This is a genomic window from Agrobacterium burrii (assembly GCF_017313405.1).
GTDB classification, from domain to species: domain Bacteria; phylum Pseudomonadota; class Alphaproteobacteria; order Rhizobiales; family Rhizobiaceae; genus Agrobacterium; species Agrobacterium burrii.
Window position 1 is genome coordinate 137,761 of sequence record NZ_JAFLNA010000015.1, and the last position, 26,669, is coordinate 164,429.

At 58.1% G+C, this 26,669-nt stretch carries 22 protein-coding genes; 11 read left to right on the plus strand and 11 right to left on the minus strand.

Annotation, left to right across the window (positions count from 1 at the left end):
- Positions 1 to 3: 3 nt before the first annotated feature.
- Genes JZX89_RS23685 through JZX89_RS23695 form a run of 3 tightly spaced genes read left to right on the plus strand, consistent with a single transcriptional unit; the run spans position 4 to position 3,288 of the window.
- A complete protein-coding gene (locus JZX89_RS23685) occupies positions 4 to 792 on the plus strand; it encodes an ABC transporter permease (protein WP_149901344.1) in 789 nt (262 codons plus the stop codon).
- Position 793: 1 nt separating this feature from the next.
- Positions 794 to 2,302, plus strand: a complete 1,509-nt coding sequence (locus JZX89_RS23690; RefSeq protein ID WP_207135506.1) for a carboxylesterase/lipase family protein — start codon at positions 794 to 796, stop codon at positions 2,300 to 2,302.
- A gap of 38 nt (positions 2,303 to 2,340) precedes the next feature.
- Positions 2,341 to 3,288, plus strand: a complete 948-nt coding sequence (locus JZX89_RS23695; RefSeq protein WP_207135507.1) for a LysR family transcriptional regulator — start codon at positions 2,341 to 2,343, stop codon at positions 3,286 to 3,288.
- A 46-nt stretch (positions 3,289 to 3,334) separates the two neighbouring features.
- On the opposite strand, the gene JZX89_RS23700 is transcribed toward JZX89_RS23695, so the two are convergent.
- Positions 3,335 to 3,802, minus strand: a complete 468-nt coding sequence (locus tag JZX89_RS23700; protein ID WP_207135508.1) for a heme-degrading domain-containing protein — start codon at positions 3,800 to 3,802, stop codon at positions 3,335 to 3,337.
- A 65-nt stretch (positions 3,803 to 3,867) separates the two neighbouring features.
- Positions 3,868 to 4,761, minus strand: coding sequence for a LysR family transcriptional regulator (locus JZX89_RS23705; protein ID WP_207135509.1), 894 nt, complete (start codon positions 4,759 to 4,761; stop codon positions 3,868 to 3,870).
- Between the two features lie 122 nt (positions 4,762 to 4,883).
- On the opposite strand from JZX89_RS23705, the gene JZX89_RS23710 reads away from it, so the two are divergent.
- Genes JZX89_RS23710 through JZX89_RS23720 form a run of 3 tightly spaced genes read left to right on the plus strand, consistent with a single transcriptional unit; the run spans position 4,884 to position 7,631 of the window.
- A complete protein-coding gene (locus JZX89_RS23710; protein WP_207135510.1) occupies positions 4,884 to 6,077 on the plus strand; it encodes an MFS transporter in 1,194 nt (397 codons plus the stop codon).
- Positions 6,074 to 6,532, plus strand: coding sequence for a cyclophilin-like fold protein (locus tag JZX89_RS23715; protein ID WP_207135511.1), 459 nt, complete (start codon positions 6,074 to 6,076; stop codon positions 6,530 to 6,532). The genes JZX89_RS23710 and JZX89_RS23715 overlap by 4 nt, the downstream gene beginning before the upstream one ends.
- A 19-nt stretch (positions 6,533 to 6,551) precedes the next feature.
- Positions 6,552 to 7,631 (plus strand): alpha/beta hydrolase, encoded by a 1,080-nt coding sequence (locus JZX89_RS23720; RefSeq protein WP_207135512.1) that lies wholly within the window; start codon positions 6,552 to 6,554, stop codon positions 7,629 to 7,631.
- A gap of 88 nt (positions 7,632 to 7,719) precedes the next feature.
- Here the strand turns inward: JZX89_RS23720 and JZX89_RS23725 are convergent, their stop codons facing one another.
- Positions 7,720 to 9,252: an MFS transporter gene (locus JZX89_RS23725; RefSeq protein WP_246746788.1), complete on the minus strand. Its 1,533-nt coding sequence runs from the start codon at positions 9,250 to 9,252 to the stop codon at positions 7,720 to 7,722.
- A 111-nt stretch (positions 9,253 to 9,363) separates the two neighbouring features.
- Here JZX89_RS23725 and JZX89_RS23730 point away from each other — a divergent pair, with 111 nt between their 5' ends.
- From JZX89_RS23730 to JZX89_RS23740, 3 genes are all read left to right on the plus strand, one after another.
- Positions 9,364 to 10,254 carry a LysR family transcriptional regulator gene (locus tag JZX89_RS23730; protein WP_207135513.1) on the plus strand — a complete coding sequence of 297 codons (891 nt, stop codon included), beginning with the start codon at positions 9,364 to 9,366 and terminating at the stop codon, positions 10,252 to 10,254.
- Between the two features lie 301 nt (positions 10,255 to 10,555).
- Positions 10,556 to 12,499: a methyl-accepting chemotaxis protein gene (locus tag JZX89_RS23735; protein ID WP_149901335.1), complete on the plus strand. Its 1,944-nt coding sequence runs from the start codon at positions 10,556 to 10,558 to the stop codon at positions 12,497 to 12,499.
- A gap of 241 nt (positions 12,500 to 12,740) precedes the next feature.
- On the plus strand, positions 12,741 to 15,530 hold the full coding sequence (locus tag JZX89_RS23740; protein WP_207135514.1) for a bifunctional aconitate hydratase 2/2-methylisocitrate dehydratase: 2,790 nt from the start codon (positions 12,741 to 12,743) through the stop codon (positions 15,528 to 15,530).
- 452 nt (positions 15,531 to 15,982) lie between these two features.
- On the opposite strand, the gene JZX89_RS23745 is transcribed toward JZX89_RS23740, so the two are convergent.
- From JZX89_RS23745 to JZX89_RS28675, 4 genes are all read right to left on the minus strand, one after another.
- Positions 15,983 to 17,992 carry an aq_1923 C-terminal domain gene (locus JZX89_RS23745; protein ID WP_207135515.1) on the minus strand — a complete coding sequence of 670 codons (2,010 nt, stop codon included), beginning with the start codon at positions 17,990 to 17,992 and terminating at the stop codon, positions 15,983 to 15,985.
- A 150-nt stretch (positions 17,993 to 18,142) separates the two neighbouring features.
- Positions 18,143 to 19,036, minus strand: a complete 894-nt coding sequence (locus JZX89_RS23750) for a DMT family transporter (RefSeq protein ID WP_207135516.1) — start codon at positions 19,034 to 19,036, stop codon at positions 18,143 to 18,145.
- A 325-nt stretch (positions 19,037 to 19,361) separates the two neighbouring features.
- Positions 19,362 to 19,766, minus strand: coding sequence for a hypothetical protein (locus tag JZX89_RS23755; RefSeq protein WP_207135525.1), 405 nt, complete (start codon positions 19,764 to 19,766; stop codon positions 19,362 to 19,364).
- Positions 19,767 to 19,812: 46 nt separating this feature from the next.
- Entirely contained in the window at positions 19,813 to 20,031 is a 219-nt protein-coding gene (locus JZX89_RS28675; RefSeq protein ID WP_149901330.1) for a hypothetical protein, read from the minus strand.
- Between the two features lie 286 nt (positions 20,032 to 20,317).
- On the opposite strand from JZX89_RS28675, the gene JZX89_RS23760 reads away from it, so the two are divergent.
- Both JZX89_RS23760 and JZX89_RS23765 read left to right on the plus strand, forming a co-directional pair.
- Positions 20,318 to 20,659 (plus strand): ArsR/SmtB family transcription factor, encoded by a 342-nt coding sequence (locus JZX89_RS23760; protein WP_188356145.1) that lies wholly within the window; start codon positions 20,318 to 20,320, stop codon positions 20,657 to 20,659.
- A complete protein-coding gene (locus JZX89_RS23765) occupies positions 20,656 to 21,579 on the plus strand; it encodes an SRPBCC family protein (protein WP_207135517.1) in 924 nt (307 codons plus the stop codon). Before JZX89_RS23760 ends, JZX89_RS23765 begins: the two co-directional genes overlap by 4 nt.
- Positions 21,580 to 21,643: 64 nt before the next feature.
- On the opposite strand, the gene JZX89_RS23770 is transcribed toward JZX89_RS23765, so the two are convergent.
- From JZX89_RS23770 to JZX89_RS23785, 4 genes are read right to left on the minus strand one after another with little or no spacing between them, the layout of a single operon-like run.
- Positions 21,644 to 22,024, minus strand: coding sequence for a hypothetical protein (locus JZX89_RS23770; RefSeq protein WP_207135526.1), 381 nt, complete (start codon positions 22,022 to 22,024; stop codon positions 21,644 to 21,646).
- 52 nt (positions 22,025 to 22,076) lie between these two features.
- Positions 22,077 to 23,906 carry an ATP-binding protein gene (locus tag JZX89_RS23775; RefSeq protein ID WP_207135518.1) on the minus strand — a complete coding sequence of 610 codons (1,830 nt, stop codon included), beginning with the start codon at positions 23,904 to 23,906 and terminating at the stop codon, positions 22,077 to 22,079.
- A 2-nt stretch (positions 23,907 to 23,908) separates the two neighbouring features.
- A complete protein-coding gene (locus JZX89_RS23780; RefSeq protein ID WP_174058907.1) occupies positions 23,909 to 24,406 on the minus strand; it encodes an ABC-three component system middle component 2 in 498 nt (165 codons plus the stop codon).
- A 1-nt stretch (position 24,407) separates the two neighbouring features.
- Positions 24,408 to 25,406: an ABC-three component system protein gene (locus JZX89_RS23785; protein ID WP_207135519.1), complete on the minus strand. Its 999-nt coding sequence runs from the start codon at positions 25,404 to 25,406 to the stop codon at positions 24,408 to 24,410.
- Positions 25,407 to 26,669: the final 1,263 nt, after the last annotated feature.

Consider the following 26,669-nt stretch of genomic DNA (forward strand, 5'->3'; position numbering starts at 1 on the left):
ACCATGGACGCGAAATTCGGACGTCTCGCCCACGCGCTGCTGCTGACGCTGCTCTATCTGTTTCTTCTGGCGCCGATCATCGTCGTTCTGATCATTTCCTTCGATACGCGGCAATATCTGGCCTTTCCGCCGGAAAGTTTCTCCTTCGGCTCCTATGCCAAGGTGTTCGCCAATGCCAAGTTCATCAGCGCCTTCTGGCGAAGCCTCGGCATCGGCCTGCTTGTCGGGTTCGTTTCGATCTTTGCGGGGCTGCTTCTGTCTCTGGCGCTGTCGCGGCACGAATTCCGCGGCAAGGGCGCGCTCAATTTTCTGATCCTTGCGCCCTTCCTCGTGCCGCATATCGTGCTGGCCGTGGGTGTGATGCTGGTGCTTGGGCCACTTGGCCTGCTCGACAGCTATACCGGCATCTTCCTCGCCCATCTCGGCATCACCACGCCCTATACGGTGCGCACCATCACCATGAGCCTGATGGCGGTGGATCGCCGTATCGAGGAAGCGGCGCGCGTTCACGGCGCATCGCCCGCCATGGTATTGTGGCGCATCACGCTGCCGCTCGTGCGACCCGGCCTCATCGCCGGCGCGGTCATCGCCTTCCTGATTTCCTTTGACGAAGCGACGATCTCACTCTTCATCGTTTCTGTGAAGTCTTCGACACTACCGACTGAAATATATCACTATCTTGAATATTCCACCGATCCGCAGATTGCCGCTCTTTCCGTCATCCTCATCCTCATTTCCGTCGGTGTGGTCGTGGCGGTGGAGCGGCTGATCGGATTGCGCAAGGTGCTGTGACATGACGATTGTTCAAGTGGCAGCCGGCGCGCTGCAGGGTATCAGGGAAAACGGCATTCACGCCTTTCTCGGCGTGCCCTATGCCGCGCCAGTCACGCCGGAGCGGCGTTTCGAAGCGCCGCAGCCGGTTTTGCCGTGGCAGGATGTGCGCGATGCCACCCGGCTTGGCCCCGTCTGTCCACAAATCCCGACCTATGGTCCGGTCGGCACCGCTGCGACCTCGAAACTTGCATTCGGCGAGGATTTTCTCACCGTCAACATCCGCACGCCGGACCCGGCGGGCCGGTCGCCGGTGCTGTTCTGGATCCATGGCGGCGGTTATGCTGTCGGTTCGGCCAATGAGCCGGTGCTGCAGAGCGGCGCTTTCGCGGCAAGCGGCATCGTTGAGGTCACGGTCAATTATCGCCTGGGTGCACTGGGTTTCCTCCATGTCGAGGGCAAGCCTGACAATCGCGGTCTGCTCGATCTCATTGCTGCGCTCGAATGGGTGCGCGACAATATTGCCGCCTTCGGTGGCGATCCTGACCGCGTGACGCTGGCGGGGCGCTCGGCGGGCGGCTTTGCGGTCGCGACGCTGATGGCCATGCCTCGGGCGAAAGGGCTTTTTCACCGGGCCATGCCGCAGAGTGGGGCAAGCACGGCAATTGCGTCCCTTGAGGACGCCGCCAAGCTCTCGCACCGCTTTCTGGCGGCGGCGAATACGGACGATGCGTCGCTTGCGGCTTTTCCCATGGACAGGCTGCTCGAAATCCAGCGCGATCTCTGCAACCAGTCCTATGGGCAGCATGATTTTGCCCGCGACGGGACGGCGGCGATGCTCGGCGTGCCATTTGTGCCTGTTGTCGATGGGGTGAGCCTGTTGGAACACCCGGAAACTGCCGCGCAGGCAGGGCGCACCGCCGCCGTGCCGATGATGATCGGCTGCACGACTGGAGAGTACGTTACCCACGCGACGGCGCAGCCGAAGATGGATTTCACACTCTGCGCGAAACTGCTGCATGAGCGTGTTCTGCCGCTTGGCCTTGCCGGTTCCGGCATTGTCGAACGCTATCGTGCCGCCTTGCCGGGCCACAGTGCACGCGGCATCTGGCGCGCGGTTGCCGGCGATCTGGTTTTCCAGCTCCCCGCTATCCGTTTCGCCAGGCTGCATGCCCGTTTCAACCCGGTCTATAAATATCTCTACGGCCCGCTGGAGGCCGATGAACTCGGTGCGCCGCACGGGGCGGAAGTCGGCTCCGTCTGGTATCGCGATGGCTCCAACAGCCGTGACCTGCCGGAGCGTCAACGGGTGACGGATGCGGGTTTTGCAAAGGCAATCCACCAACTGTGGGTCTCATTCATAAAGGACGAACGGCCCGCCGCGCCGAATGGCGAATGGCCGCTTTATCACGCTGAAAAGCCGATGGTTCTGCGGGCGCTTGTGGCCGGGTTTGGCGCTACTCTCGATCCCTTTGACCGGCGTGCGGCGCTTTGGTTGCAGACGGGCGAGCCGGCCGGTATAGCGCGTTGACGATACGGAAAAGCACATGTCTCGGGGTGGAGTGGAAAATGGTGTCTGACTATCTCGATACGCGGCAGCTCGAGGCTTTCGTGGCGGTGGTTTCGATCGGCAGCATTACCGGTGCGGCAAAAGCGCTGGGCAAGTCGCAACCCGTCGTCACGCGCCTCATTCAGGACCTTGAGGGCGAAATCGGTTTTGCGCTGCTGCATCGCAACGGCCCGCGCATCACCCCCACCGAAAAGGGTGTCGCCTTTTTTGCCCAGGCGGAACTGTTTCTCAGCGGTCTCAGAACGATCAGCGAAAGCGCACGGCACATCCGGGCCGCGCGCCGCACGGCCATCGAGGTGGCGGCCATTCCGGCGATTGCCTCCAGCCTTCTGCCGAGGGCGCTCGCGGCCCTGCCGACCGACAGGTTTCCCGATCACGTGCATCTGCAGAGCATTTCTTCGGAAAATGTCGTGCAGGCAGTGATGGCCGGCACGGCGGATCTGGGTGCTGTCAGCCTTCCGCTCGACAATCCCGGCATCGACATCCACTGGCTGGGGGAGGTGCCGTGCGTCGCCGTGGTTGCGGAGGATCATCCACTGGCGCAAAAGGCGGTGATCTCTGCGGAAGACCTTGCCGGACACCGGCTTATCGCCTCCGCCAACCCCTTCCGCCTTCGCATGCGGATCAACGACGTACTTTCCAGTCTCGGTGTCGATCTTTCCTCTGTCATCGACAGCAATGCGACCTATGTTTCCCTTTCGCTGGCGCGCATGGGGCTTGGCGTCGCCATCGTCGAATCGATCACCCTCTGGGGGCTGCCGGTGGAAGGGGTCCGCGTTCTGCCCCTTTCATTCCACATACCGTTCCAGTGGGGCCTCGTCACGGCGGCCGGCCGGCCGGTCATCTTCGAAGTGGAACAACTGGTGGCCACCGCAAGACAAATGGTGGCGGATATTCCGCAAGCCGTCGTCTACGACAAAATATCGCAAATCCCAGTATCTGACTGAATTTTCTCCGATGCGGTCGCTTCGACTGCCAAGCCGCAATTGCCATCTATGACAGGAGCTCCCTGAGAACGGCCACCACGAGATTGTGGTCTTCGACATTGGGAAGGCCACTGACCGCAACTGTACCGATGAGCGTTCCACCTTTCAGTATCAATGGAACGCCGCCGCCGCTTGCGACGTAGTCGGTCGGCGGAAGCTTGAATTTTTGATTGAAATCATAGCCCCCTTCCTCCGCCTCCAGTCTGAGCTGCAGAGAGCTGCGATGAAAACGGTGAACTGCTGCGCATTTCCGGCGAGTCCAGTCGAAATTGTCGATCGTTGCGCCGCCGACAAGCGTTGCAAAAATAACGTCCATGCCGTGGCGAACCTCGATAGCCACCGGCAAATTGCCCTCATACGCCCTATGACGAATTCGTTTTCCCAGCGTCCAGGCGAACTCGTAGTTGAATGCCGACAGTTCCAGCGACTTTTGCTCTTCGGCCAAGGCCGCCAATGATGGTGTTGGTACTGTCATGTTAGCGGTTCTCCTGTTTTGACATTGGGATTATTCGGATCATGACGTAGCATCGTCATGGTGTATCAAACATGATGCCGAAGGGCATCGACGATCACCTTCATCGCCGGCGACATCTGGCGTCGGCTGGGGTAATACAGATGGTAGCCGGTGAAGGGCTCGCTCCAGTCATCAAGAGCCGCCTGCAATCTGCCCTCAGTGATATGTTCCTCAACGATATCCTCCGGAACGTAAGCGATCCCGTAACCCTTTATGGCCGCATCGATCTGGGACATCGAGGAATTGAAGCTCAACTGCCCGTCAACCCTGACCCGCAGCTCGTGTCCGTCCTTTTCAAACTCCCAGGCGTAAAATCCGCCCCAGGTTGCCTGGCGTGTGTTGATGCAGGTATGGCCGACCAGATCCTGCGGTGTGGCGGGGATGCCGTGCCTTGAAAAGTAGTCCGGTGAAGCCACGGCCCTGAGACGCCAGTCCGGGCCGATCCGCACGGCGATCATGTCCTTGTCGACGCTTTCCCCTAAGCGCACGCCGGCGTCGAAGCGTTCCTCAACGATATTGCGCATGCCGTTGTCGCTATAAAGCTCGACATGGATGTCCGGATAGGCCGAGAGAATACGGCTCAATTTCGGCCAGACGGTCATCTGCAAAGCATGGTCGGACAGGGTGAGGCGCACGGTGCCGGAGGGCTTTTCCCTGAAAGCGACGAGGTCCACCAGATCGGCTGCAATGCCCTCAAATCGTGGCGCAAGTGACAGAAACAGCCGCTCGCCGGCGTCTGTCGTTGCAACGCTGCGTGTCGTCCTTGTCAAAAGACGAACGCCCAATCGGGCCTCCAGCTGCTTGATGGTGTAGCTCAATGTCGATTGCGACGTTCCAAGCGTCGCCGCGGCCTTTGTGAAGCTGCGTTCCTTGGCCACCTCCATGAACCACAGCAGGTCCTTCATGTCCTCGCGCTGCATCAAAGCCTCGATTGATATTGAGTTTCGATAAGTTCATGCGGATTAGCACGGATTGTCGGCAAAGTCTCCCGGCAATATCTTCCGGTCCGAACACAGAAACAAATTTCGACGGGACCGAACGAGTGACCCTTATCTATAATGAAAACATAGAAAGCAAAGGCGCGGCGTGGAGCGCCGTTCTGTGCATGACGCTGTGCGCTTTCGTATTGATCGCGTCGGAATTCATGCCCGTCAGTCTGCTCACGCCGATTGCCGCCGATCTCGGGGTTTCGGAAGGAAATACGGGGCAGGCGATTTCCATCTCGGGTATTTTTGCGGTGGTGACCAGCCTGTTCATTGCCAGCCTGACGCAGCGGCTTGACCGGCGTATCGTCGTCCTCGGCCTCACGGCGTTGCTGATGGTATCGGGTCTGGTCGTGACCTTTGCGCCGTCTTTCCCCGTTTTGATGCTCGGCCGGGCATTGCTCGGCATTTCGATCGGCGGCTTCTGGTCGATGTCCACCGCCATTGTGATGCGGCTCGTTTCCCGCGAGCAAGTGCCAAAGGCGCTAGCTTTGCTCAACGCCGGTAACGCCGTTGCGGCAACGGTTTCTGCACCACTCGGAAGCCTGCTGGGCGCCTATATCGGCTGGCGCGGCGCCTTCTTTCTGGTCGTGCCGATCGGGCTGCTGGCGCTGCTGTGGCAGTGGATCACCCTGCCTGCACTTCCACCCCGGAGCGAACGCAAATCCGCCAATGTTTTCCGGTTGCTCGCCCGCCCGCCTGTCGCGGCAGGCATGACCGCGATCTTCCTGTTGTTCATGGGGCAGTTCGCGCTTTTCACCTATCTGCGACCATTTCTTGAAAAGGTCACACAGGTTGGAATTGAGACGCTGTCGTTTCTCCTTTTGATCATGGGGTTGGCGGGGGCTGTCGGGACATGGGTCATCGGAAGGCTGCTGCACAAACGCCTGTTCAGCATTCTCGTGATCATCCCTTTGCTGATGGCCGGTATCGCTCTTGTCATGGTCGCCTTGGGCGATGTGAAAATTGCCGTCATCGCCGCACTTGTCGGCTGGGGTTTTCTTGGAACCGCCGCGCCCGTCGGCTGGGGCACGTGGCTCAGCCGTATTCTCCCCGATGACGCCGAGGCGGGCGGCGGGCTGCAGGTTGCCGTCATCCAGCTGGCGATTACGGCCGGAGCCTCGTTCGGCGGCGTTTTATTCGACGCTTTCGGCTGGTGGTCGGCCTTCACCATGAGCGCGCTGCTGCTCAGCGGTTCCTCGCTCGTTTCCCTTGTCGCCTGGCGGGTGACACGGAGACTAGCAGGCGCATGAGATTTGCCCAGCCGAAACGACGTGAACTGCTGGCGCTGGCAATCGCTGCAATCATCGTCCCCGGCCGGGGTTTCAGTAAGAGCGGCCCCAACAATCAGGAGCGGACTGAAGTGAAAATCAAGCTGACATCAGGAGAAAACACGATGACGGCGGTACTTTACGACAATCCATCGGCACGCGACTTCGCATCCATGCTGCCGCTCGATCTCAGGATTGCTGACTTCAGCTCCAACGAAAAGATCGTTTATCTGCCGCGAAAGTTGACCGTCGAAGGCCATGGGCCATTCGACAATGAGCGACCATACGACCTCTGTTATTACATGCCCTGGGGCAATCTGGCGATGTTCTATGCCAACTACAGGCATCCCGGCCTGATCCGGCTGGGACGCTTCGAACAAGGCTATGAAGCGCTGCATCTCCCCGGGGAGTTTCCGCTGCGTATCGAACGCATTTAATCCACACAGGAGACCTCCCATGACCAACGACATTAAAACGACCGAGACACTCAACACCGGCAGGCGCAACCTGATGAAGGCAACGGGCATCGCCGTTGCCGCAATCGGCATGGTGCAGGCTGCAGGCACGACACAGGCCTTCGCCCAGACAACTGCCTGGGACAAGGTTTTCCCGAAGAGCGACAATGTTGACCACGAGAAGGTCTCGTTCAAAAACCGTTATGGCATCACCCTGGCGGGCGACCTTTACCTGCCGAAGAACCGCGCAAACCAGCCATTGGCGGCCCTCGTCATCAGCGGTCCGTTCGGTGCCGTGAAGGAGCAGTCCTCGGGACTTTACGCGCAGACCATGGCGGAGCGCGGTTTTGCCACGCTGGCGTTCGACCCGTCTTATACCGGAGAAAGTGGTGGCGAGCCTCGCAACATCGCTTCGCCTGATATCAATACCGAGGATTTCAGCGCGGCGGTGGATTACATCGGCCTGCAATCTTATGTCGATCGCGAGCGTATCGGCGTCATCGGTATTTGCGGCTGGGGTGGCATGGCGTTGAATGCGGTTGCTTCAGACAAGCGCGTGAAGGCCGTCGTGGCCAGCACCATGTACGACATGACGCGGGTGATGTCGAAAGGCTACAATGACAGCGTCACCCTTGAGCAACGCACACAGGCGCTGGAGCAGATGAGCCGGCAGCGCTGGGTGGATGCCGAGAAGGGAACGCCCGCCTACCAGCCGGCCTATAACGAACTAAAGGGTGGCGAAGCGCAGTTCCTGATCGACTACCATGACTACTACATGACGCCGCGTGGCTATCATGCGCGTGCCGTCAACTCCGGCAATGCCTGGTCGCAGACCACACCGCTGTCGTTCATGAACATGCCGATCCTGACCTATATCGCCGAGATATCGCCGCGTCCGGTCATGATTATTCATGGCGAGAAGGCGCATTCCCGCTACTTCAGTGAAACCGCTTTCGCCGCCGCAGCTGAACCGAAGGAACTGGTGATCATTCCGGATACCAATCACGTCGATCTTTACGATCGCGCGGACAAGATCCCGTTCGACCGGATCGCCGGTTTCTTCAACCAGCATCTGGCTTGATCGAATGCACAGTGTGTCGGCTATAGCAGCCGGCACACATCACAGGATAGGCCGACGCGCCCCGCGCGCGTCGGTGGGTTTTCGGTCTCTACCCTTGCGGGGCTGTCTGTTGCTCGACCTCACCGTTTGCGACCGTCGCAGCATTCGGCAGCAGGATGAAAATTGCGATCCCGCAGAGCGCCGTCACTGCGGCAAGCCACCAGCAAAGCGTCGAAAACGCAGTCTGATAGGCGTCGCCCAAGACACCATCCCCGATGTGGGACGATATTGCCGCAGCCCCGCTCAGGTCGCCGACTGCCAGCCGTTGCCCTGTCTCGTTTAGAAGAGATACGGAGAGCGGCGTCAGCCGTCCGAGCGAGGCTGAAATCAAGGCGGAAAGAGCAGCGCTGACGATTGCCAGCGCAATGCCTTCACCGGCAACCCGCACAGTGCTGAATATGCCCGTCGCCATTCCCGCGCGTTCCACCGGCACGACGCCGACGGACAGGCCGTCCATCAGGCCCCAGGGCAGGCCGGCTCCAATGCCGATGACGAGCATGGGCAGAACGATCATGCTGCCATCTTCTGCGGTGAAACCGGCAAGCCAGACGAGACCGGCAGCGGCGATCAACAGGCCGGTGCCGCAGAGCAGGCCGGGTGAAACATGACGGGCCAACATCGTCGCCACGATCGGCACGACAAGCATCGGGGCCGACAGTCCCAGCATGATGAGCCCCGCCTTTATCGCTCCCTGTTGCTCGATGCCGATCAGGCGCAAGGGAATGATAACCAGAAGAACGACGAAGCAGGCACAGGTGGCGATCGGCAACAATTGCACACCCACAAACCGCGCATAACGGAACAGCGACAGGTCCAGCATCGGCCGCGCCGTCCGCATCTCGATCATGATGAAGGCCGCGAGCGAAATCGCAAATCCGAGGCTGAAAACGGTAACGCCAGTAGGCCCGAGAACGGGAAACTCGATCATCATCACGGTGAACAGGGTAAGTGTGAGGGTAAAACTCGCTGCTCCCGGCCAGTCGAGCTGCGCAGCATCGGGATCTTTCGTTTCTCGCATCCGTGGCGGGCCGAGGATCAGGGCCAGAAGGCCGATCAGGCCGCCGGCGAGGAATATCGCCCGCCATCCGATGGTCTCGATCATCAATCCCGTCAGCAGCGGACCGGAGGCAAGACCGACGCCGAAGGTCGTTCCCAATAGCCCAAAGGCGCGCGTTCTGGCATGGCCGTCGAATTCCTGCGCCAGCGCCGCCGTTCCGCCAGCCAGTGCGGCAGCCGCGCCCACGCCCTGACCGGCGCGTAACAGGTCGATGATCCAGACTGAAGGCGCCAGCCCAAGCGCGAAGGAAAAGCCGACAAATAGCGCAAGGCCAATCAGAAACACGCGCCGTCTGCCATATCGATCCGCCAGCGCGCCGGCCGCCATCAACAGGCTTCCGAAAGCCAGCATGAAAGCATTGGTGATCCAGGTGAGAGATTCCGGCGATCCGCCAAGATCGCGTCCAATCGCCGGCGTCGCGACCGCGCCGGCGGAGAAGTTCAAGGGAAGTGTCAGGGCGGCGAGACATACCGCCGCCAAAACCGAATTTCGGCTGACGGGTGGCCTGTAAGAAGTGTCGATCATGCGAACTCCGATAGTGAAAATGATGTCGCGACATTTTCATCCGACGAATGCAGTTCGATAATCGGCCTTGTCGGCCTTTCATTGCGGATCAAAATTCTCTAATGAACGACTATGGATAAGTTGAGCGAGATCGATGCTTTTGTGCGCGTTGCCGAAAGGCTTAATTTCGCCAAGGCCGGGCAAAGCCTCGGACTGTCACCGTCTGCGGTCGGAAAAAGTATCGCCCGGCTGGAGGCGTCGTTGGGCGTGCGGCTGTTCAACCGCACCACACGAAAGGTCACGCTGACCAATGAAGGGGCGATGCTGTTTGAGCGGTATCGCGCCATCTTGACCGATCTGCGCGACGCCCATGAGGCGGTCACGGATAATCAGGCTCTGCCGCGCGGCAGTCTGCGGGTGACGCTTCCGACGATCGGCTACCGATTTCTGCTGCCGATCGTGCCTGAATTCCGTCGACGATATCCTGATATCGAGCTGGAACTCGACTTCAACGACAGGCGGGTCGATCTGATCGAAGGCGGCTTCGATGCGGCAATCCGCAGCGGCGAGCTTGACGATTCGAGCCTGATCGCACGACGTCTGGGACCGTTCCGTTTCGTTTTATGCGCGTCGCCAGCCTATTTTCAACGAATGGGCATGCCCCGTCATCCTGACCAACTCTCGAACCATGAAGCTTTGCGGTTCCGCTTTCCGACCTCCGGCAAGCTTCAGGAATGGCTGCTGGAAGATGGTGATAACCCCCTGTCGACCATGCGTGTCGCTCTCACCTGCGGCAATATGGAAGCGATACGGGCGGCGGCGATCGATGGGATGGGCCTCGCCTACATGCCTGAATTTCTGGCGATGGACGCCATCCGGGATGGTCTGCTCGAGCCAGTCTTGAACGAACATCTCGCCGCGCCGGGTCAGTTCTCGATAGTCTGGCCGTCTGCCCGGTTCATGGCTCCAAGGCTGCGGGTTTTCATCGATTTTGCAGTCGAAAAACTGTTCGTCGAAAACTGACGGTGCTCCACCCGAAATCGCTTCTCGAATAAGGTTGCAGCGCAGCGAATTATGAGCACTTGCATATATTAGGTAACACTTCATTCAGTGGTTTTGTGAAATCTAAACAGGCAGGTTCCAAGGTTTCATCGGCGGAGCCGGTAGAACAAGCGGCCCCCTCGGTCTGCCTCGTGGCAGCTCGGACAAGGGCATCCGCTTGTCGCCCCATGAGGAGGGGCAACAGCTACCCGCGATGTTTCATTTTATGTTTCCCCGGCCTCCCTAACGGGCGGCTGGCGGAGCGCTTGCCTTGAGGCCATTCATGTCTTTCCTGAAGAATACCAAGATAAAAACGAAGGTCGTTTTTGTCATTTCGCTGATGAGTTTGATGTCGCTGTCCGGAATTAGCTACGTCAGCCTGCAATACAAAAACACCGATCAGGTCTATAGCGATTTCATCGCCAATGAGGCTCTTGCGGCGGTGCTGAACGCCAGAACCAGCGGCAATCTCAATGCACTCGGCATGCAGATGCTTCGCGCCAGCCTCAATGATCCGGCCGGCAGCGATTTCGAATCGGCGGTCAAGACTTTCAGGGCAGACCGCAAACAACTCGAAGAACGCCAGAACAAGATCATGGAGCTGGTGCCGGCCCGCACGGATGCGGCCCGCGATATCCTGAAAGGTGTCGTTGAAGTCGAGGAGATCGGCAATCAGGTCATCACCCTGATGCAGGCGGGAAAAACCGCTGAAGCGCAGCAGATGGCGCTGAACGTCCTTCGGAAAATCGGCGAAGTGTCGCCGAAGATCAGCGCAGGCAACGAGCAGCTTATTCAGGTGATGAATGATGGCAGGCAGCAGCTCACCGCCAGCACGAATACGACGATCTGGACAGCCCTGGTCAGCATAGCACTCATTTCGCTGGCATTGATCGCACTCGGCCTGTTTGTCTCCTCGCGTGGCATCACCACCCCGATTGCGCGGCTTCGCGCCCGCATGGGATCTCTGGCGGCCGGTGATACGGCAAGCGAAATCGACGGAATGGACCGCAAGGATGAAGTCGGCCAGATGGCCGCTGCCGTTCAGGCGTTCCGTGAGAATGCAATCGAGCGCATCCGGCTTGAGAACGAGACGGAAGCCAACCGCTCGACTTCGGAGAAAGACCGGATCGAGCGCGAAAAACAGAAGGCCAGGGAAGCCGCCGACGTGCAGTTCGCCGTCGATAACCTTGCCACGGCTCTTTCGAAGATTTCCCAGGGCGATGTGACTTACCGCATTGCTCAACCTTTCGCATCCGGCCTCGACGGCATTCGCGGCGACTTCAACAGGGCGGCCGAACAGCTGCAATCGACGCTGACCCAGGTGGCGCAGAATGCGCGCGGCATCGATGCCGGTGCGGGCGAGATCAGGTCTGCCGCAGACGATCTGGCAAGACGTACGGAGCAGCAGGCGGCAGCCGTTGAAGAAACCGCGGCGGCGCTGGAAGAGATCACCGTCACGGTGAAGGATTCCACCAAACGCGCCCAGGAAGCGGGTCAGCTCGTCAGCCGCGCAAAGATCGGCGCGGAAAAGTCCGGAGAAGTGGTGCAGAAAGCCGTCTCCGCGATGGAGCAGATCGCCAAATCCGCCGATGAGATTTCCAACATTATCGGCGTGATCGACGAGATCGCCTTCCAGACCAACCTTCTGGCCCTGAATGCCGGCGTGGAAGCCGCCCGTGCCGGTGATGCGGGCAAGGGCTTTGCCGTTGTCGCGCAGGAAGTTCGTGAACTGGCGCAGCGTTCCGCGGGTGCGGCCAAGGAGATCAAGAACCTGATCACGACATCGAACGGTCAGGTGCAGCAGGGCGTGCAACTGGTTGGCGAAACCGGCCGGGCGCTGGAGTTGATCGTCACGGAAGTGCAGGAAATCAACCGGCACGTCGCGGCAATCGCGGAATCGGCGCAGGAACAGTCCTCCGGCCTCCAGCAGATCAACACGGCCGTGAACCAGATGGATCAGGACACCCAGAAAAACGCCGCGATGGTGGAGGAAAGCACGGCTGCAAGCCATGGCCTTGCACGTGAGGCTTCTTCGCTCAACGGGCTTATTGCCCAGTTCAAACTGTCCGAAGGCGGTTACAGTGAAGCTTCCGCCCCGGTCCGCACCGTCTCTTCGTCAGACAGGCCCACAGCGTCCCCGGCGCGCGCCCTCGGCAGCAGGATCAAGGCGGCGTTTTCCGGCAATGCCGCACTGAAAACTTCTGCAGATAGCTGGGAGGAGTTTTGATGATTGTCGCGCCGGCATGACGATGGTCTGATATAAGAACGGGCGGTTCGGAGACGGGCCGCCCATTTTTGTCGCGACAGTCGGACAACGGAACGATTGAAACGATTATACTGAAATGCGACATCTTGTCAGCCGGCCCCGGTTGGCGTACTCGAAACCGATAAAAGACCCAGACCTATTGACGTGACAGTTCGGTGGTGCTGGGTTTTGGCTCCATACATATCAGGACGTTGGGATTGCGATGAACCTTTACTTGGATTACCTGGCTGAGATCAAAAGCAGAGAACAACAAGGGCTCGCTCCCAAGCCGATCGATGACGGCGCATTGACAGCTGAAATCATTGCGCTGATCAAGGATGCCGGTAGCGAATACCGGACGGACGCTCTCAAATTCTTCATCTACAACTCCCTGCCGGGCACCACGAGTGCCGCGGGCGTCAAGGCGGCTTTTCTGAAGGAGATCATCCTTGGCGAAGCGGTCGTGCCAGAGATCACGCCCACCTTCGCGCTGGAACTGCTGTCGCACATGAAGGGCGGTCCCTCCGTCGAAGTGCTGCTCGACATCACGCTCGGTGATGACGCGGCACTTGCCGAGCAGGCAGGTGAGGTCCTGAAGACCCAGGTCTTCCTTTACGACGCCGACATGTTCCGGCTGCGTGACGCCTTCAAGGCGGGCAATGCCATCGCCAGGGGTGTTCTTGAAAGCTACGCCAAGGCCGAATTCTTCACCAAGCTTCCGGATGTCGAAGACGAGATCAAGGTCGTGACCTTCATCGCCGCAGAAGGCGATATTTCGACCGACCTTCTGTCGCCCGGCAACCAGGCGCATTCGCGCTCCGACCGCCAGCTGCACGGCCAGTGTATGATCACGCCGGAAGCGCAGGCGGAAATCGTCGCGCTTCAGAAACAGCACCCCGACAAGCGGGTGATGATGATCGCCGAAAAGGGCACAATGGGCGTTGGCTCGTCGCGCATGTCCGGCGTCAACAACGTGGCGCTGTGGACTGGCAAGCAGGCCAGCCCCTATGTGCCTTTCGTCAATTTCGCCCCCATCGTGGCCGGCACCAACGGCATATCGCCGATCTTCGCCACCACCGTCGACGTGACTGGTGGCATCGGCATCAACCTGAAGAACTGGGTGAAGAAGCTCGGTGAAGACGGCAAGCCGATCCTCAACAATGACGGCAACCCGATCCTCGAGCAGAAATATTCGGTCGAGACCGGCACTGTCCTCAAGATCGACGCCAAGAACCGCAAGCTTCGTGACGAAAGCGGCAATGAGCTGGTCGACGTCGCCGGTGCCTTCACGCCCCAGAAGATGGAATTCATGAAGGCGGGCAGCTCCTACGCCATCGTCTTCGGCAAGAAGCTGCAGACCTTTGCGGCTCAGACGCTCGGCGTCGAGGCTACGCCGGTCTTTGCCCCGAACAAGGAAATTGCGATCGAAGGTCAGGGCCTCACCGCCGTTGAGAAAATCTTCAACCGCAACGCCGTCGGCGTAACGCCCGGCAAGGTTCTGCATGCCGGTTCGGACGTTCGCGTCAAGGTCAACATCGTCGGCTCGCAGGATACGACCGGCCTGATGACCGCGCAGGAACTTGAGGCGATGGCGGCAACCGTCATTTCGCCGCTGGTGGACGGCGCCTATCAGTCGGGCTGCCACACGGCCTCCGTCTGGGACAAGAAGGCGCAGGCGAATATTCCCAAGCTCATGTCCTTCATGAACAATTTCGGCGTCATCACCGCGCGCGACCCGAAGGGCGTCTATCATTCGATGACGGACGTGATCCACAAGGTGCTGAACGACATCACCGTGGATGACTGGGCGATCATCATCGGCGGCGACAGCCACACCCGCATGTCCAAGGGCGTCGCCTTCGGTGCCGACTCGGGCACAGTTGCGCTGGCGCTGGCGACGGGCGAGGCGACCATGCCAATCCCGCAATCCGTCAAGGTCACCTTCAAGGGTGCGATGCAGCCGCATATGGACTTCCGCGATGTTGTGCATGCGACGCAGGCGCAGATGCTGAAGCAGCATGGCGACAACGTCTTCCAGGGCCGCATCATCGAAGTCCACATCGGCACGCTGCTCGCCGACCAGGCCTTCACCTTCACCGACTGGACGGCCGAGATGAAGGCCAAGGCGTCGATCTGTATCTCTGAGGACGAAACGCTGATCGAGTCGCTGGAGATCGCCAAGTCGCGCATCCAGATCATGATCGACAAGGGCATGGACAATGCCGCTCAGACGCTGAAGGGCCTGATCGACAAGGCGGATCATCGTATTGCCGAGATCCGCTCGGGCGAAAAGCCCGCTTTGACCCCTGACGACAATGCGAAATATTTCGCCGAAGTTGTCGTGGATCTCGATGTTATCGACGAGCCGATGATCGCCGACCCCGACGTCAACAATGCCGATGTATCCCGGCGTTATACCCATGATACGATCCGCCCGGTGTCCTATTACGGCGGCACCAAGAAGGTCGATCTGGGCTTCGTCGGTTCGTGCATGGTGCATAAGGGCGACATGAAGATCGTCGCGCAGATGTTGAAGAACATCGAGAAGGCCGAAGGCAAGGTCGAGTTCAAGGCGCCGCTCGTCGTTGCCGCGCCGACCTACAACATCATCGATGAGCTGAAGGCGGAAGGGGATTGGGAAATCCTGCAGAAGTATTCCGGCTTCGAATTCGACGACCTGAAGCCGAAGACCTCCAACCGCACCGAATACGAGAACATCCTCTATCTGGAGCGCCCGGGCTGCAACCTGTGCATGGGCAACCAGGAGAAGGCGGAAAAGGGCGATACCGTTCTGGCCACCTCGACCCGCCTGTTCCAGGGCCGCGTCGTGGAAGACACGGCCGAAAAGAAGGGGGAGTCGCTTCTCGCCTCGACCCCGGTCGTCGTCCTGTCGGCAATCCTTGGCCGCACGCCAAGCGCTGAGGAATACAAGGCAGCCGTCGAAGGGATCGACCTGACCAAGTTCACCCCGTCGAAGGGCACGCCGATCGATTCCCTCTCGGTCCATTATTGAGGTTTCGGCGCCGGGAGGTGAAAGCTTCCCGGACATGACGCGTTATCTGAAGCGCGTCATAGCGATCTGACGGATGCCTGCCGAAGGGCGGGCATTCGAAACCATACGCTGGTCCATCGCAGCATGGAGGCGGCCATTGTCGCATCGCTGGCCCGACGGCCGCACCGTTGATGACAAGATGGTCCGTCTTTTCGGCCGGTGCGTGAAAATATGTCGGGTGCCTTCCGTCGGCTGCGGAAGAGCCGAACCCATGGAGCGATATTCAGGCTTCCATCTGTGATTGCTGTTAATACATGACTTCCGATTTTCGGAATAACTTATTAAATAAGCTTGTAAAAATCCTATTCGAAGTTTCAACATTCCGCCCCGAAAATGGTGCGACAAAATGTATATTCAGGTTTTCTCAAGCTCAGGAAACTGAGCTTGAGATAATTGGCGGCCGATAGGCCGGCTTATTCGGCGGTTGCCTGAATATCGACCTTGTCAAGAAGCAGCATCGGGTTATCGGAGGCTGCAGCCAGGTCAAAAAGACCAAGGCCATTTGGGCCTGTTGATTTGACCGTGACGGTCAAGGTTCCCGGCGTGTTGATGAATTGGACGAGTGCGTTCACCGCATCCTGGAGTTTCGGCTGTTCGGCGGCCACCTGCTGCAGCATCACGTTGGCAACCAACGTCAAAGTGCCACGCACCTGATCCTCGGTCATCTCGTTCTGCAGGGCATAAAGCTTGATCGCCTTGGCCATCATGCCCTCGTCCTTGATCGTGAATTTCACCTCACGACCGGCAAGCCCGAAAAGCGCAGCCTGGGCGCGACCGAAGTCGAAGGAGAAAAACTCTTCCGTGAACCCGCTCACCAGACCGGAAAAATTGACGCTGCCAATATCCTTGCTGCTGAACGAGACTTCGCGGATCACCAGATTTTTGTTCGGCTCGTCCCAGCCTGCGGCCATGGCATACGACAGGGCGATCGACTCCAGACCCAGTTTGCGCGCTTCAACAAAAACTTCCTCGGTCGAATCTGCCGGGATGGGCAGGGAGAGGTCTTCCTGCCTGATCTCTATATCGGTCGGGATGCCATTGAAGGGCTTTGTCAGGCCCATTTCGAAATTCTTGAGCGCGAACTTGATGCGTTCAGGCGTGCCTGCGGCCTCTTCATCCGTCTTTTCCGGTGCGGCGATATCAACGTTGATGCCACCGACACGCACCCTGCCAAGTTCCGGTATCAGCCGATTGAACGGAAATGTCTCCATCTTCGTTTCATCGAAGCCGACGATCTGGGAGAGACCTTCGATTGTCGAACTCCAGTCAAAGCCCTTGAGGCTTGCCTCGGCGACTTCGATCTTGCCGTCGCCATCGCCAATCGACATGCCGTTCAGGCCGAAATCGAGCTTGCGGCTGTCCATCTGCATGTCGATGCGCTCGATGGTGGCCTTGACCCGCTTGCCGTCCGCCCCTTCGCTTTGATCAGGCGCGTCGACCTTGAAGCCCAGCAGCTGCATGTTGCTCTTGCCCATCATGTCCAGAATGGACACGACCTTGCCGAAAAATGCCTGGCGCTCCTGTGGTGAAAGCTCATCGGCATTCTGGGTTGTCGTCAGCGCCTTCAGGGTTTCCAGCAGCGGCTCTGCCGGCATGCGAGCGGTAAAGCCGTCGCTGCGTATTTCGTCGTAGCTGAAGCGACCGTCACCGTCGGAGAAGGAAATGTTGCTGACGGAGAGTGGTCCGTAAAGAGGTTTTGCCTCCTTGTCTTCGGGCCCTGCCTTTTCCGTGTAGAGCCTTGCAAGGTAGGCGGCGTCGAAGTCCTGGCCGGTTATTGCACCTGTCGAGACGACCATGTGCTTCTTTTCCATCGTGCCAGTGCTGTCCGGCAAAGCCATCTTGATGTCATAGCTGGCATTGTCGACCGTATAGCGGGCGACCCGGCCATCGGCGATGTCCACGAGAGCCGCGTTGTTGTACACGGTCTTCTGCTCGGTGTCGGCGATGGACTGGGTGAATGTCAGTTCAGGCGTGGAAATGCGCGTCGCTGCAAAGCGCTCCATGCGTCTGGACAGGGAGTTTGCATTGCCATCGCCAGATGCCGCTGCCACTTTCTTGAAGGCGGCATTCTCCACACGGGCATGCGCCATGGAGATCTTGCCGGTCGGCACGTCAATATCGATGCCATTCATATCGAGCGCGCCTTCCAGGAAAGGAAGTCTGGGACGCCCGTCGATCGCTGCGATCTGGATGTTCTTGCCGTCTTCAAGCGGCAGGGTCAGCTCGCGAATATGGATTTGTCCGAGAAAATCGACGTTCACGGAGCGGGCCGTTGCGCCGCTGCGGGCAATCAGTTCATCGACTTTTGCTTCGTAGAAGGCTTTACCACCGATGACACCTGCAGCCGCGATGGCAATAATTGCAACCGCTGCCCATAAAGCCTTGCGCCGGCCCTTGCCGACTGGAGTGTTTACCTGTTCCACGAAGTTGGTCCTCTGTAATGCGAATTAACATTTCGCGTCTTTTAGACACGCGAAAGTTGCCGCGCAAGTGTACGGCCGAGACAGCTGGACATTATTTGCAATAGTATATCGTGGCACCAGCGGCGTCATCTGCGGCGCTTAAGGCTTCGGTCACTTCCAGAACATCAGCGCCATGCCGGCCACGACCAGCGCGGCCCCGGCCCATGCGCCGGGTGCCGGCAATTCCCGTGTTCTCAGCCACAGCAATGGCAGGATGATAACAGGCGTTGTTGCAGACAGCGTCGAGACGATGCCGATCTTGCCGCCGGAAAGTGCGAAAAGAAGCAGTGTCATGCCGAAGGCAAGCGCGATGATGCCGGTAAGCGCCGTCTGCAGGAAAATGCTCTTCGTCAGCGGTCCATTCGGCCGAACTGCCTTGATGGGCAGCATGGTAAGCGCCGTCAGGCAGAGCGCCGCGGCCCCAACGCGCAGCATGGAAGCGGTAATCGGATCGATCCCGGTCGCCATGACGGGTCTTGCGATCAGCGAGCCGACGGCCTGACTGAGTGCAGCCAGAAGGCCGAGGAGTACGCCCAGCCAAAGCGGTCCCTTCACTCTCTCCCATTCGTGCAGCTGCGCCTTGCGCTTGCCGAAGAGGATTGCGAGCAGAACACCACACAGCGTCAGGCCTATGCCGGTGACCGTTGTTGCGGAAAGCTCCTCGCCAAGCACCGCCCATCCCAGCAGCGCGGCAATTGGGGCATTGAGGGCAAACAGAATTCCCGAGCGGCGTGGTCCCAGCCGATTGAGACAGGTGAACAGCAGCGTATCGCCAACGAAGATGCCGATGAAACCGGATAGCAGAAGCGCCGATAGCGCCTCGGGCTGCAGTTCCCACCAGGTTCCAGAAGCGAGAACATAGACCCCCAGCAGGGAAGCGACAAAAAGCTGCCGCGTCCTGTTGAAGGCGAGCGCTCCCAGATGCCCCGCCGGACGTGCCGCCAGAAGTCCGGTCATCGCCCAGCAGGTTGCGGCGCCCACGGCAGCCAGTTCATAAATCGGCATTTTTTCCCCGTCGCTTCATGGCGCGCTTGCGGCCACGGACACTATCCCTGCCTGCACCCATCGCAGATTCCGGGTTCGCCCGCCATACCATAAGCATCGTCATAAACAGCGTGGAGCAGCGCCTAGTTCACCGTCCGTGCCGGGCGAGCCCGCGGTCGTGCCATTCCTGATGTCTGTGTGCACCGTCATAGAGACTACGAAATGAGCGGTGAGGCCCGGGCCTGCTTCCTGTTGCCACCCGCAGAAGCGCCCGTCCACGCCAAGGCCAATGCAGACGAAGCGGCTGGCCCCGCTCCGTCGAAAGGACAGTCTTATCTACAGCACTTCACGCGCCGTTGATGATGTTGCAAATGCCCTCACGGATGACGTTCTTGTCCGCAATCTGTCCTGCCTGAATGTTGAAAACAGCGTCGATCCGCACGCTGGCGCCTTTCTGCCGGGCCACAACCCGCAGCGTCTGAATTCTGCCGCTGCCGCTGGTCTCCTGGTGCGCATCAATGGAAGACAGCGCCTTGTTGATTTGGATGCCGGAAAAACCTTCCGCTGCCACAGCCTGGGCGAGCTTTTGAAGCACGGCGGGCGCTTTTGCCTTCGGCAATTCCTGCCATGATTTGTAAGAGACAGCCGTCACCATGGGCACGCCGGAGACAGCGAAGTTCTTCTCGCAGGATGCCGCAAAGGCGGGGCTTGAGAAGCTGATCAGGCCAAGAGCTGCTATGACATATTTCATTTCGAGTAATCCAGTTGTTGGTGAAGGTTGAGAGCTATCGGCCGCATCAGAATGCCGACCGTTTTCCTCTGTAGGTTGATGGGGGCGGGAGAGCTTCATGGGCCTGTGCAAGCGTTTCAAGCCATGTGGCCAAACCGGCGGGAACCTCCTCATTGCCCGCCTCCAGTGCCTCGATCCACGAAAGCTCGCATTGCAGTGCGGACGCAATGTTGATCGGCGTCCAGCGGATGACCCGCAGGCATTGATTAAAGCGTTCTGGTAACATGATGATTTGATATTTTCCCCGTCTTTTTCCGGGCAAGGCTCACTCACAGAGCTACGAGAGTCAATCCTTTTCTGCAACTTTTGATGGACGATTTCCGACTCGACAGTTGCATCTGCCGCCGGCTGCCGACCCCAAGGCGCTGGAGAGACTAAAGCCTCGTTTGCCCGAACGACATGCCGGCGCGAGGCATCGGCGCCTTATTCCCGGCACCACTCCACCAAGGGAAACTTAGTTGATTCACTAAGTTTCCCTTGCGCCACCACGATGGACCGTGATAGTTAGCAACATGACTAAGCATCATCCGGAGCTATCACTGATCTTCCAGGCTCTTGCCGATCCAACGCGGCGGGCAATTCTGGCGCGGCTTGGCGGAGGGCCGGCGCCGGTCATGGAGCTGTCCGCTCCCACGGGGCTGCGTCTGCCCACGGTTATGCGGCACCTTTCCGTGCTGGAGGAGGCGGGGTTGATCATCACCTCCAAGGATGGGCGGGTGCGCACCTGCGCGATCGTGCCTGAAGCGCTGGAGCCGGTACGCACGTGGCTCGATGAGCAGCGGGCCATGTGGGAGAGCCGGCTTGACCGGTTGGAGGCATTTGCAATGCAGGCCATGAAGGAGGATTCCGAATGACGACAAAGCCGGATCAGGAAGGCGCACGCGCCGAACCGCATCTGACACAGGACCGTTTTGCGACGCTGAGTTTCGAACGGGAAATTGCCGTTCCGCTATCGGCTCTCTGGCAGGTCTGGATGTCACCCGCCGCCCGGGCGGTGTGGGCTTCTCCCACGCCTGCGGTCACTGTGGAGTTCCTGGAGGCGGACAGCAGGGTGGGCGGCCGCGAAGTTTCGCTCTGCAAGGTCGCCGGCCAGCCGGATATTCGCTGTGAATGTGGCTGGCTGGAGTTGCAGCCGGCTCGCCGCAGCGTGAATTACGAGGTGGTTTCCTCTGGCGGCGTAACGCAGTCAGCAGCGCTGGTCACTGCTGATTTTCAGGCTGCGGAAGAGCGTAGCCGCTTGACCGTAACGGTTCAGCTTTCCTCGCTGGCAGAGGATATGCGGGATGGTTATCAACAGGGTTTCAGCGCAGGTCTCAACAATCTCGTCAGTGTGGCCGGGCGAACCATGGTGCTGGAGCGAATGATAAAGGTGCCGCGAAACATTGTCTGGAAAGCCTGGATGAACGAGAAGACGCTGCCGCAATGGTGGGGTCCTGACGGGTTCTCCTGCCGGACGAAGAGGATTGATCTGCGGACCGGCGGCGAATGGGTCTTTGACATGATCGGCCCTGACGGCACAGTCTTCCCGAACCACCATCGTTATGTCGAGGTCCGCCCTGAAGAAAGGCTCGCCTATACGCTGCTGTGGGGCGAAAACGGGCCGAAACATGCCGACGCCTGGGCCTCCTTCGAAGATCAGGATGGCGCAACGAAAGTTGTGCTGGGCATGGTGTTCAGCACGGAAGCCGAGTTCCAGCAGGCAAAGGGTTTCGGTGCCGTGGAGCTGGGTCAGCAAACGCTGGGCAAACTGGAGCGTTTCGCCAGGGCGCTATAGATGTACCGGGCCGTCAGCTCCCTGTGCAGAGGTCTCGATACTGGCCTCTTGTCCAGAGCGGCAATTACTCTTCAAAGCCGCTCTGCGCGTGCGAGATCGTCTTGCAGGTTCCGCTGTCCTTCTCGCCAACCATGCGCTTGTCACGAATGACTGAACCCTTGGCTATGTCGATCTCCCACGCCACCGAGCCTTCATTTAGGCTCGCTTTATCACCGGCAAAGGTGCCTTTTTCCATTCTCCGACTTCCAGAAGCCGGGACATAAACTCCAAATGTCCCGGTGGCTTCGTCGAGAGCGAAATTGAAGACCTGAGAGATTCCTTTCGAACCTGCGAATTCGCAACTGAGGTATGTCGGCGCGGCAAAAGCGCTTGAAACCGAGAAAAGCAGGGCGGCAGCGGCAAATGCAGTTCTTGTGGTTACCTTCAATTCCTGGTCCTCACTCATGTTCTTCTGTTCGATTAGTCGTATTTCGCGCGGTCGGCAAAATAAAGCGCTCCTATTTCGGAAACAATCCCGCACGTCCTGCAGCCGCGTTGCCGGTGAAATGCGTGACGTTGGGTTGCCCCTCCAACCACTTCGGAACATCGACGTTTTCGAGGATGATCAACTGAAGGTTGGGCGGCATGGCGGAAAACGCCTTGAATGCGCGATCCTTCAAGGGAGTGCTTGCGATTGCACTATCACCTGCATCTGAGGGGTCGCGATAGGTGATGAACAGCGAGTCTAAGATCAAAAAGCCTGGATGAGCTCTAGCGCGGTCCCTGCAAAACTTCATCAACGCGATACTGAACGCGCCGTGGAGCAGGGCCCTGACACCCTTACCGTTCGCCGCTCTCGCCTTTCCACTGACCGATATGTCCATTTTAGGCAGTTCGAAGAATACGCGTTGGGCATCTGGAAATTGCCAAGACTCGAGTTCGGCTTCAACCACCTGGCTGAACTGGTCTAGTGTTGCTCCATCAAGCTGTTGCTGTGCGACGATGGTGCTACTGTCATAGCCTGGACTGACACCGAGTTCAGTGCGCTGCACGACAAGCGCATCCCGCCGGCGCACGAGTTCGAGGCTCTTTTGCACGTTTAGCTTTCGCGCGATGACGGCGCTGGTGCGTGAGCGAATGGTCTGAACCGCCGGCACTTCGCGAAGAATGTTCTCCTGAAGGCTATTCATCTGCGGTAGAAGTTCGCGCATGCGGGCCGTTCGCGCGCCCCTTTCCGCTTCAAGCGCCTCAACCGTTTCCCGCAGCTCTGCGGCGCGTTCGCGAACATCAGCAATCTCAGCCTGCGCTGCGGCAGTTATATCTGCAACGTTCCCGTCGCAGGCCTCATCCGGACGGTGGTATTCGGCAGCCGATCCACAAACAGGGCACAGAACTGGGTCTTCCAAAGTATAGTAGGCGCCTGCCTCGACGATAGATGCCAGGCGAGCTTCGTCCGATCGATAATGTTCGGCCAAAAGCTTGAAACGCTCGGTTAGCGTATCGATTTCCCCGACTCGGTCCTGCAGCGTTTCATATTCGCGGCGCAGTTCCAAGCGGGTGCTGGTCAGCTCACGGTAGGTTGCCTCGGTACTTTCCTGAACCGAGAAGGTCTGCCTCAGCTCGACGTCAAGATCGCTGTCTTGCTGCAGTAGCTCCTCATGATCCTGATCTGATTCTTCGATTTCGCGCTCCGCATCGCGAATCTGCCTATCGAGGAGTTCGAGTTGCGCTGCCTGCCGCATAGGTTGATCGGCACTGGTCTTTGCTGCATCCAACGCAGAATCATCTACACCCGTCAGCATGTATTTGAAGACTGACGTCTCCGCAGTCTTTGTGACGAACTGGCCAGAAAGGACGGGCGAGGAAACGTCCTGGATCTTTGTCTCGCTGACGAGGGCGTGGCGCTCGAGATCGCGGAAGCTCAGATCGCGCGTCTTTCCGCTGGCGTCCGTGCGCACACGAGCGTTTGCCGCTCCGACTTGGGCAAGGAGTAAGCGTGACAGAGAATTCTGGGCACCGTGCTGGGCAGAAACTGACACACCATCATTCTGCCCTGGCCGAATACGCGTTAGCCCGTCCAAAACCTTCACGTTACCGCCTTGCAAGGCGCGAACGAATGTCTTCTCCGATCCATCGTCTAAAACAACACCGACGTGAGCAAAATCGTAGCCCGCTTGTTCGATGATTGGCTCTGGTGGGGTCTTGGCACCTAGTACATAGTCGATAAGGCGCAGGATGTGCGTTTTGCCGGTGTTCGAGCCACCATAAATGACGTTTAGACCTGGTCCGAAATCGACGGATGCGGGGGCGCTATGAGGGCCGGTAATGTATAGAAAGCGCAATTGCATAATTAGCTCGTTGCTCCCTGATCAGTCTGGAACTCGGTATCCCATAAATCCATGCGCGACCGCACCAAATTATCTATCTCCCCGTCGGAAAGCGGGGCGACCTCACTTGCCAGCCAATCTGCTCGCTCCTTCAATGCGACGCTGTAGTCGCTCCGCAGAAGATCGATGAACGCCCCAGCCTCCTCTCCTGCACGATAGCGAAAACCCTCGCTTGTAGCTGAGCGCACCACCAAGCCTCGCGTGCCCATGAGCGCGAGCCCGGAACTCACCAGACCACGTCGAACGAGAAGCTCTGCACCGCGGGAACTCTCACTCGGATGTAAGCTCTCCGGACCATCGATATCGCCCGTGTGCACCACCAGATGATCCAACACGACGAGACGCCGTAGTCCCACGCTTAAGGGAAAGCAAGCGGTCAGAAGGATAAGGGATCTTACACCGCTTTCGAATGCAGTGTTAAAAATGCGTGGCTTGGACCGGGTTGGGGCAGTGGCGGCCATTCTATAGTTTCCAACTCACGCGATCTTCGTTCGCAAGTTGATGACAAACGCCTTGCTTCACGCGCACCTTGGCTCGCGGCGCGAGTACGCTGGCAGGTTGGGCCTGGCCAGCAGTTGCGAGCGCGACGGTGAGCCGTGGGTGGGCCTCCGTCTCAGCATCAAGTACCGGCTCGATGGCATCGTGGATTTGTTCGGCGAAATCCTCAATTGTCCCAGGTTCGGTCTGATCACGATAGTGTGCCATGAACGCCTCAGCATCATAGAATCGGACGCGCTGTTTCTGGAGATCCGCCTTCCACGCTGCCTGAGCGTTAAGGTCGGCGGCGCAACTGATTTGGGTTCCGGTTTCTTCCGAATAGACATCTAAAAGTTTGGTGACATACACCGATTCTTTGGCCGCTATCTCGGCCGGCGTCACTCCTGCAGGAGCTGGCGGCAATACGCCATTGAATCGGGACGCCCAATAAGCAGTCTTGCGATGGTCATCAAGGATTTCGTCAATTGTGGCGTAAGTGAAAGTTGTGAAGTCGTAAGCCTCTACATATACCTCTAGCGCGCCAGCGAGCAGGTGTTTTTCGTTTGCGACCACGTTGCCGGCGACGCGCTTGTTCCACGTAGCTATGACTTCCGCCTTGAACTTGTTAGGACGAAGCAATAGATCGCGTAATTCCGTGCTTGGCCCGCGAGGCGCGACAAACGAGCATTTGCGAGGAGGTGTGAATGCTCCTTGGAAGGCATGGAAGATGATTTTTCCAGCGTCCTCACATGCTTTGGGCGTTGAAAGCGGGACTTCGTAGTGCTTGCATTGGTAATTGTCCCACTCGCCTTGGCAGCCAGCGGATGAGTACAATCCTATCACATCGCGTCCCTGATCACCCGATCCACCAAGACGCTTGACGGATGCATAGCCACTCAGACCTTTCTGCCATTCGGAGATGAAAATTTCCCATTCGGTGGCATCATATGCGCGCACGAGCTTCACAATAGGCGCTAAATTCACGTTTGTCCCCCGCCCAGTGTTTCTAGCGGCCTTTTTCCAATCCCGGAAAACCTATTACACGCTAGGTTGAACTGTTCGTAATAGTTCACCTCTTTAGTTAAAACAAACGCGCGACCAAGACGCAACCCCTATAAGGCCTTAACCGGTCTGCCGTTCATCGACTACGCGATCACGCGAAAGGCCAAGGCGGCGTGGATGATCGGAATGAGGGCACGAAACAGTCTTTCAATGCTCTAGTCTGTCTTAAGATTGCTTTGGCATGATTCTTCTCTGTCAGGGAAATTGTCTTAATTAATTTCTTGGGTTCCGGTTATGTTTTTCGTGCTGAAAATTCGTATTAATTTTTGTTTTTCAGATGCTTAGTGATTTTTTGTGTAGTTTCAGTGTGCTGCATTTTGTGTGAAGGGATTTTTATTTCCTCATTCATCCCCGCCCTTTTCGCTTGCTCTATAATGTCCCTGTTCTGCAATGAACTGGGAGACATTCCAGTTTTGAAGCGGAGCCAGCACCGGCTGTGAGAGAAAGACGTCACTCTCATATTTCGGGGCCTGACAGGCAAAGTCCTCTGACAGTGGGCGAAGGAGAGATAGAATCTGGTTTGTGGTGGACCTCTCTATCTCTCCGAAATTCATTGGCTGAAGGACCTGCGTTGATAGGCATAAACTGCTGATGCGGGGCACTGATAAGTGTCTTTATTTTCCACAGGCGGCAATTTTCAGTGCCCCGTTGCAATGCCCATCTAGCTGAAAGGCTGAGGGGAAAAGAGATGAAGCTCATAACACGGTCGCAAATGCGGCGCGTGATAGGAAAGGTGTGTCCAAATGGGTCTCTATGAAATGTACGTCCTTGCAGCTCGTGCAGATACAGCCCTGATGAGGCGAAGGGTGGCGAAGATTATGAATCGTCGACGGAAAGCAATATATACACAACCAGAAGAAGAATTTGGATTTGGAAACCGAGATGAAGAGGGGAGTACCCCTTCGACCTGGGAGGATTCCATAAACATATATTTATATAGATATATACGCAGAAACATATAAAATATATGCTGCGTTGAATTGTATAGGAATATTGAAGGCGGATGAAAATCCGCGGCCAGAATCTTGCTTTTACGACCTGCAATTTGTGGATTGCGGGACGATAATGCGTAAATATATGATTTTTATGTTGAAAATACCGATATGGATAGAGAATGATTATACGCGGAAACTATATGAGTGAGGTGGAATTGATTGGAGCGGTCGGATTTGAGTGGTAATCGAT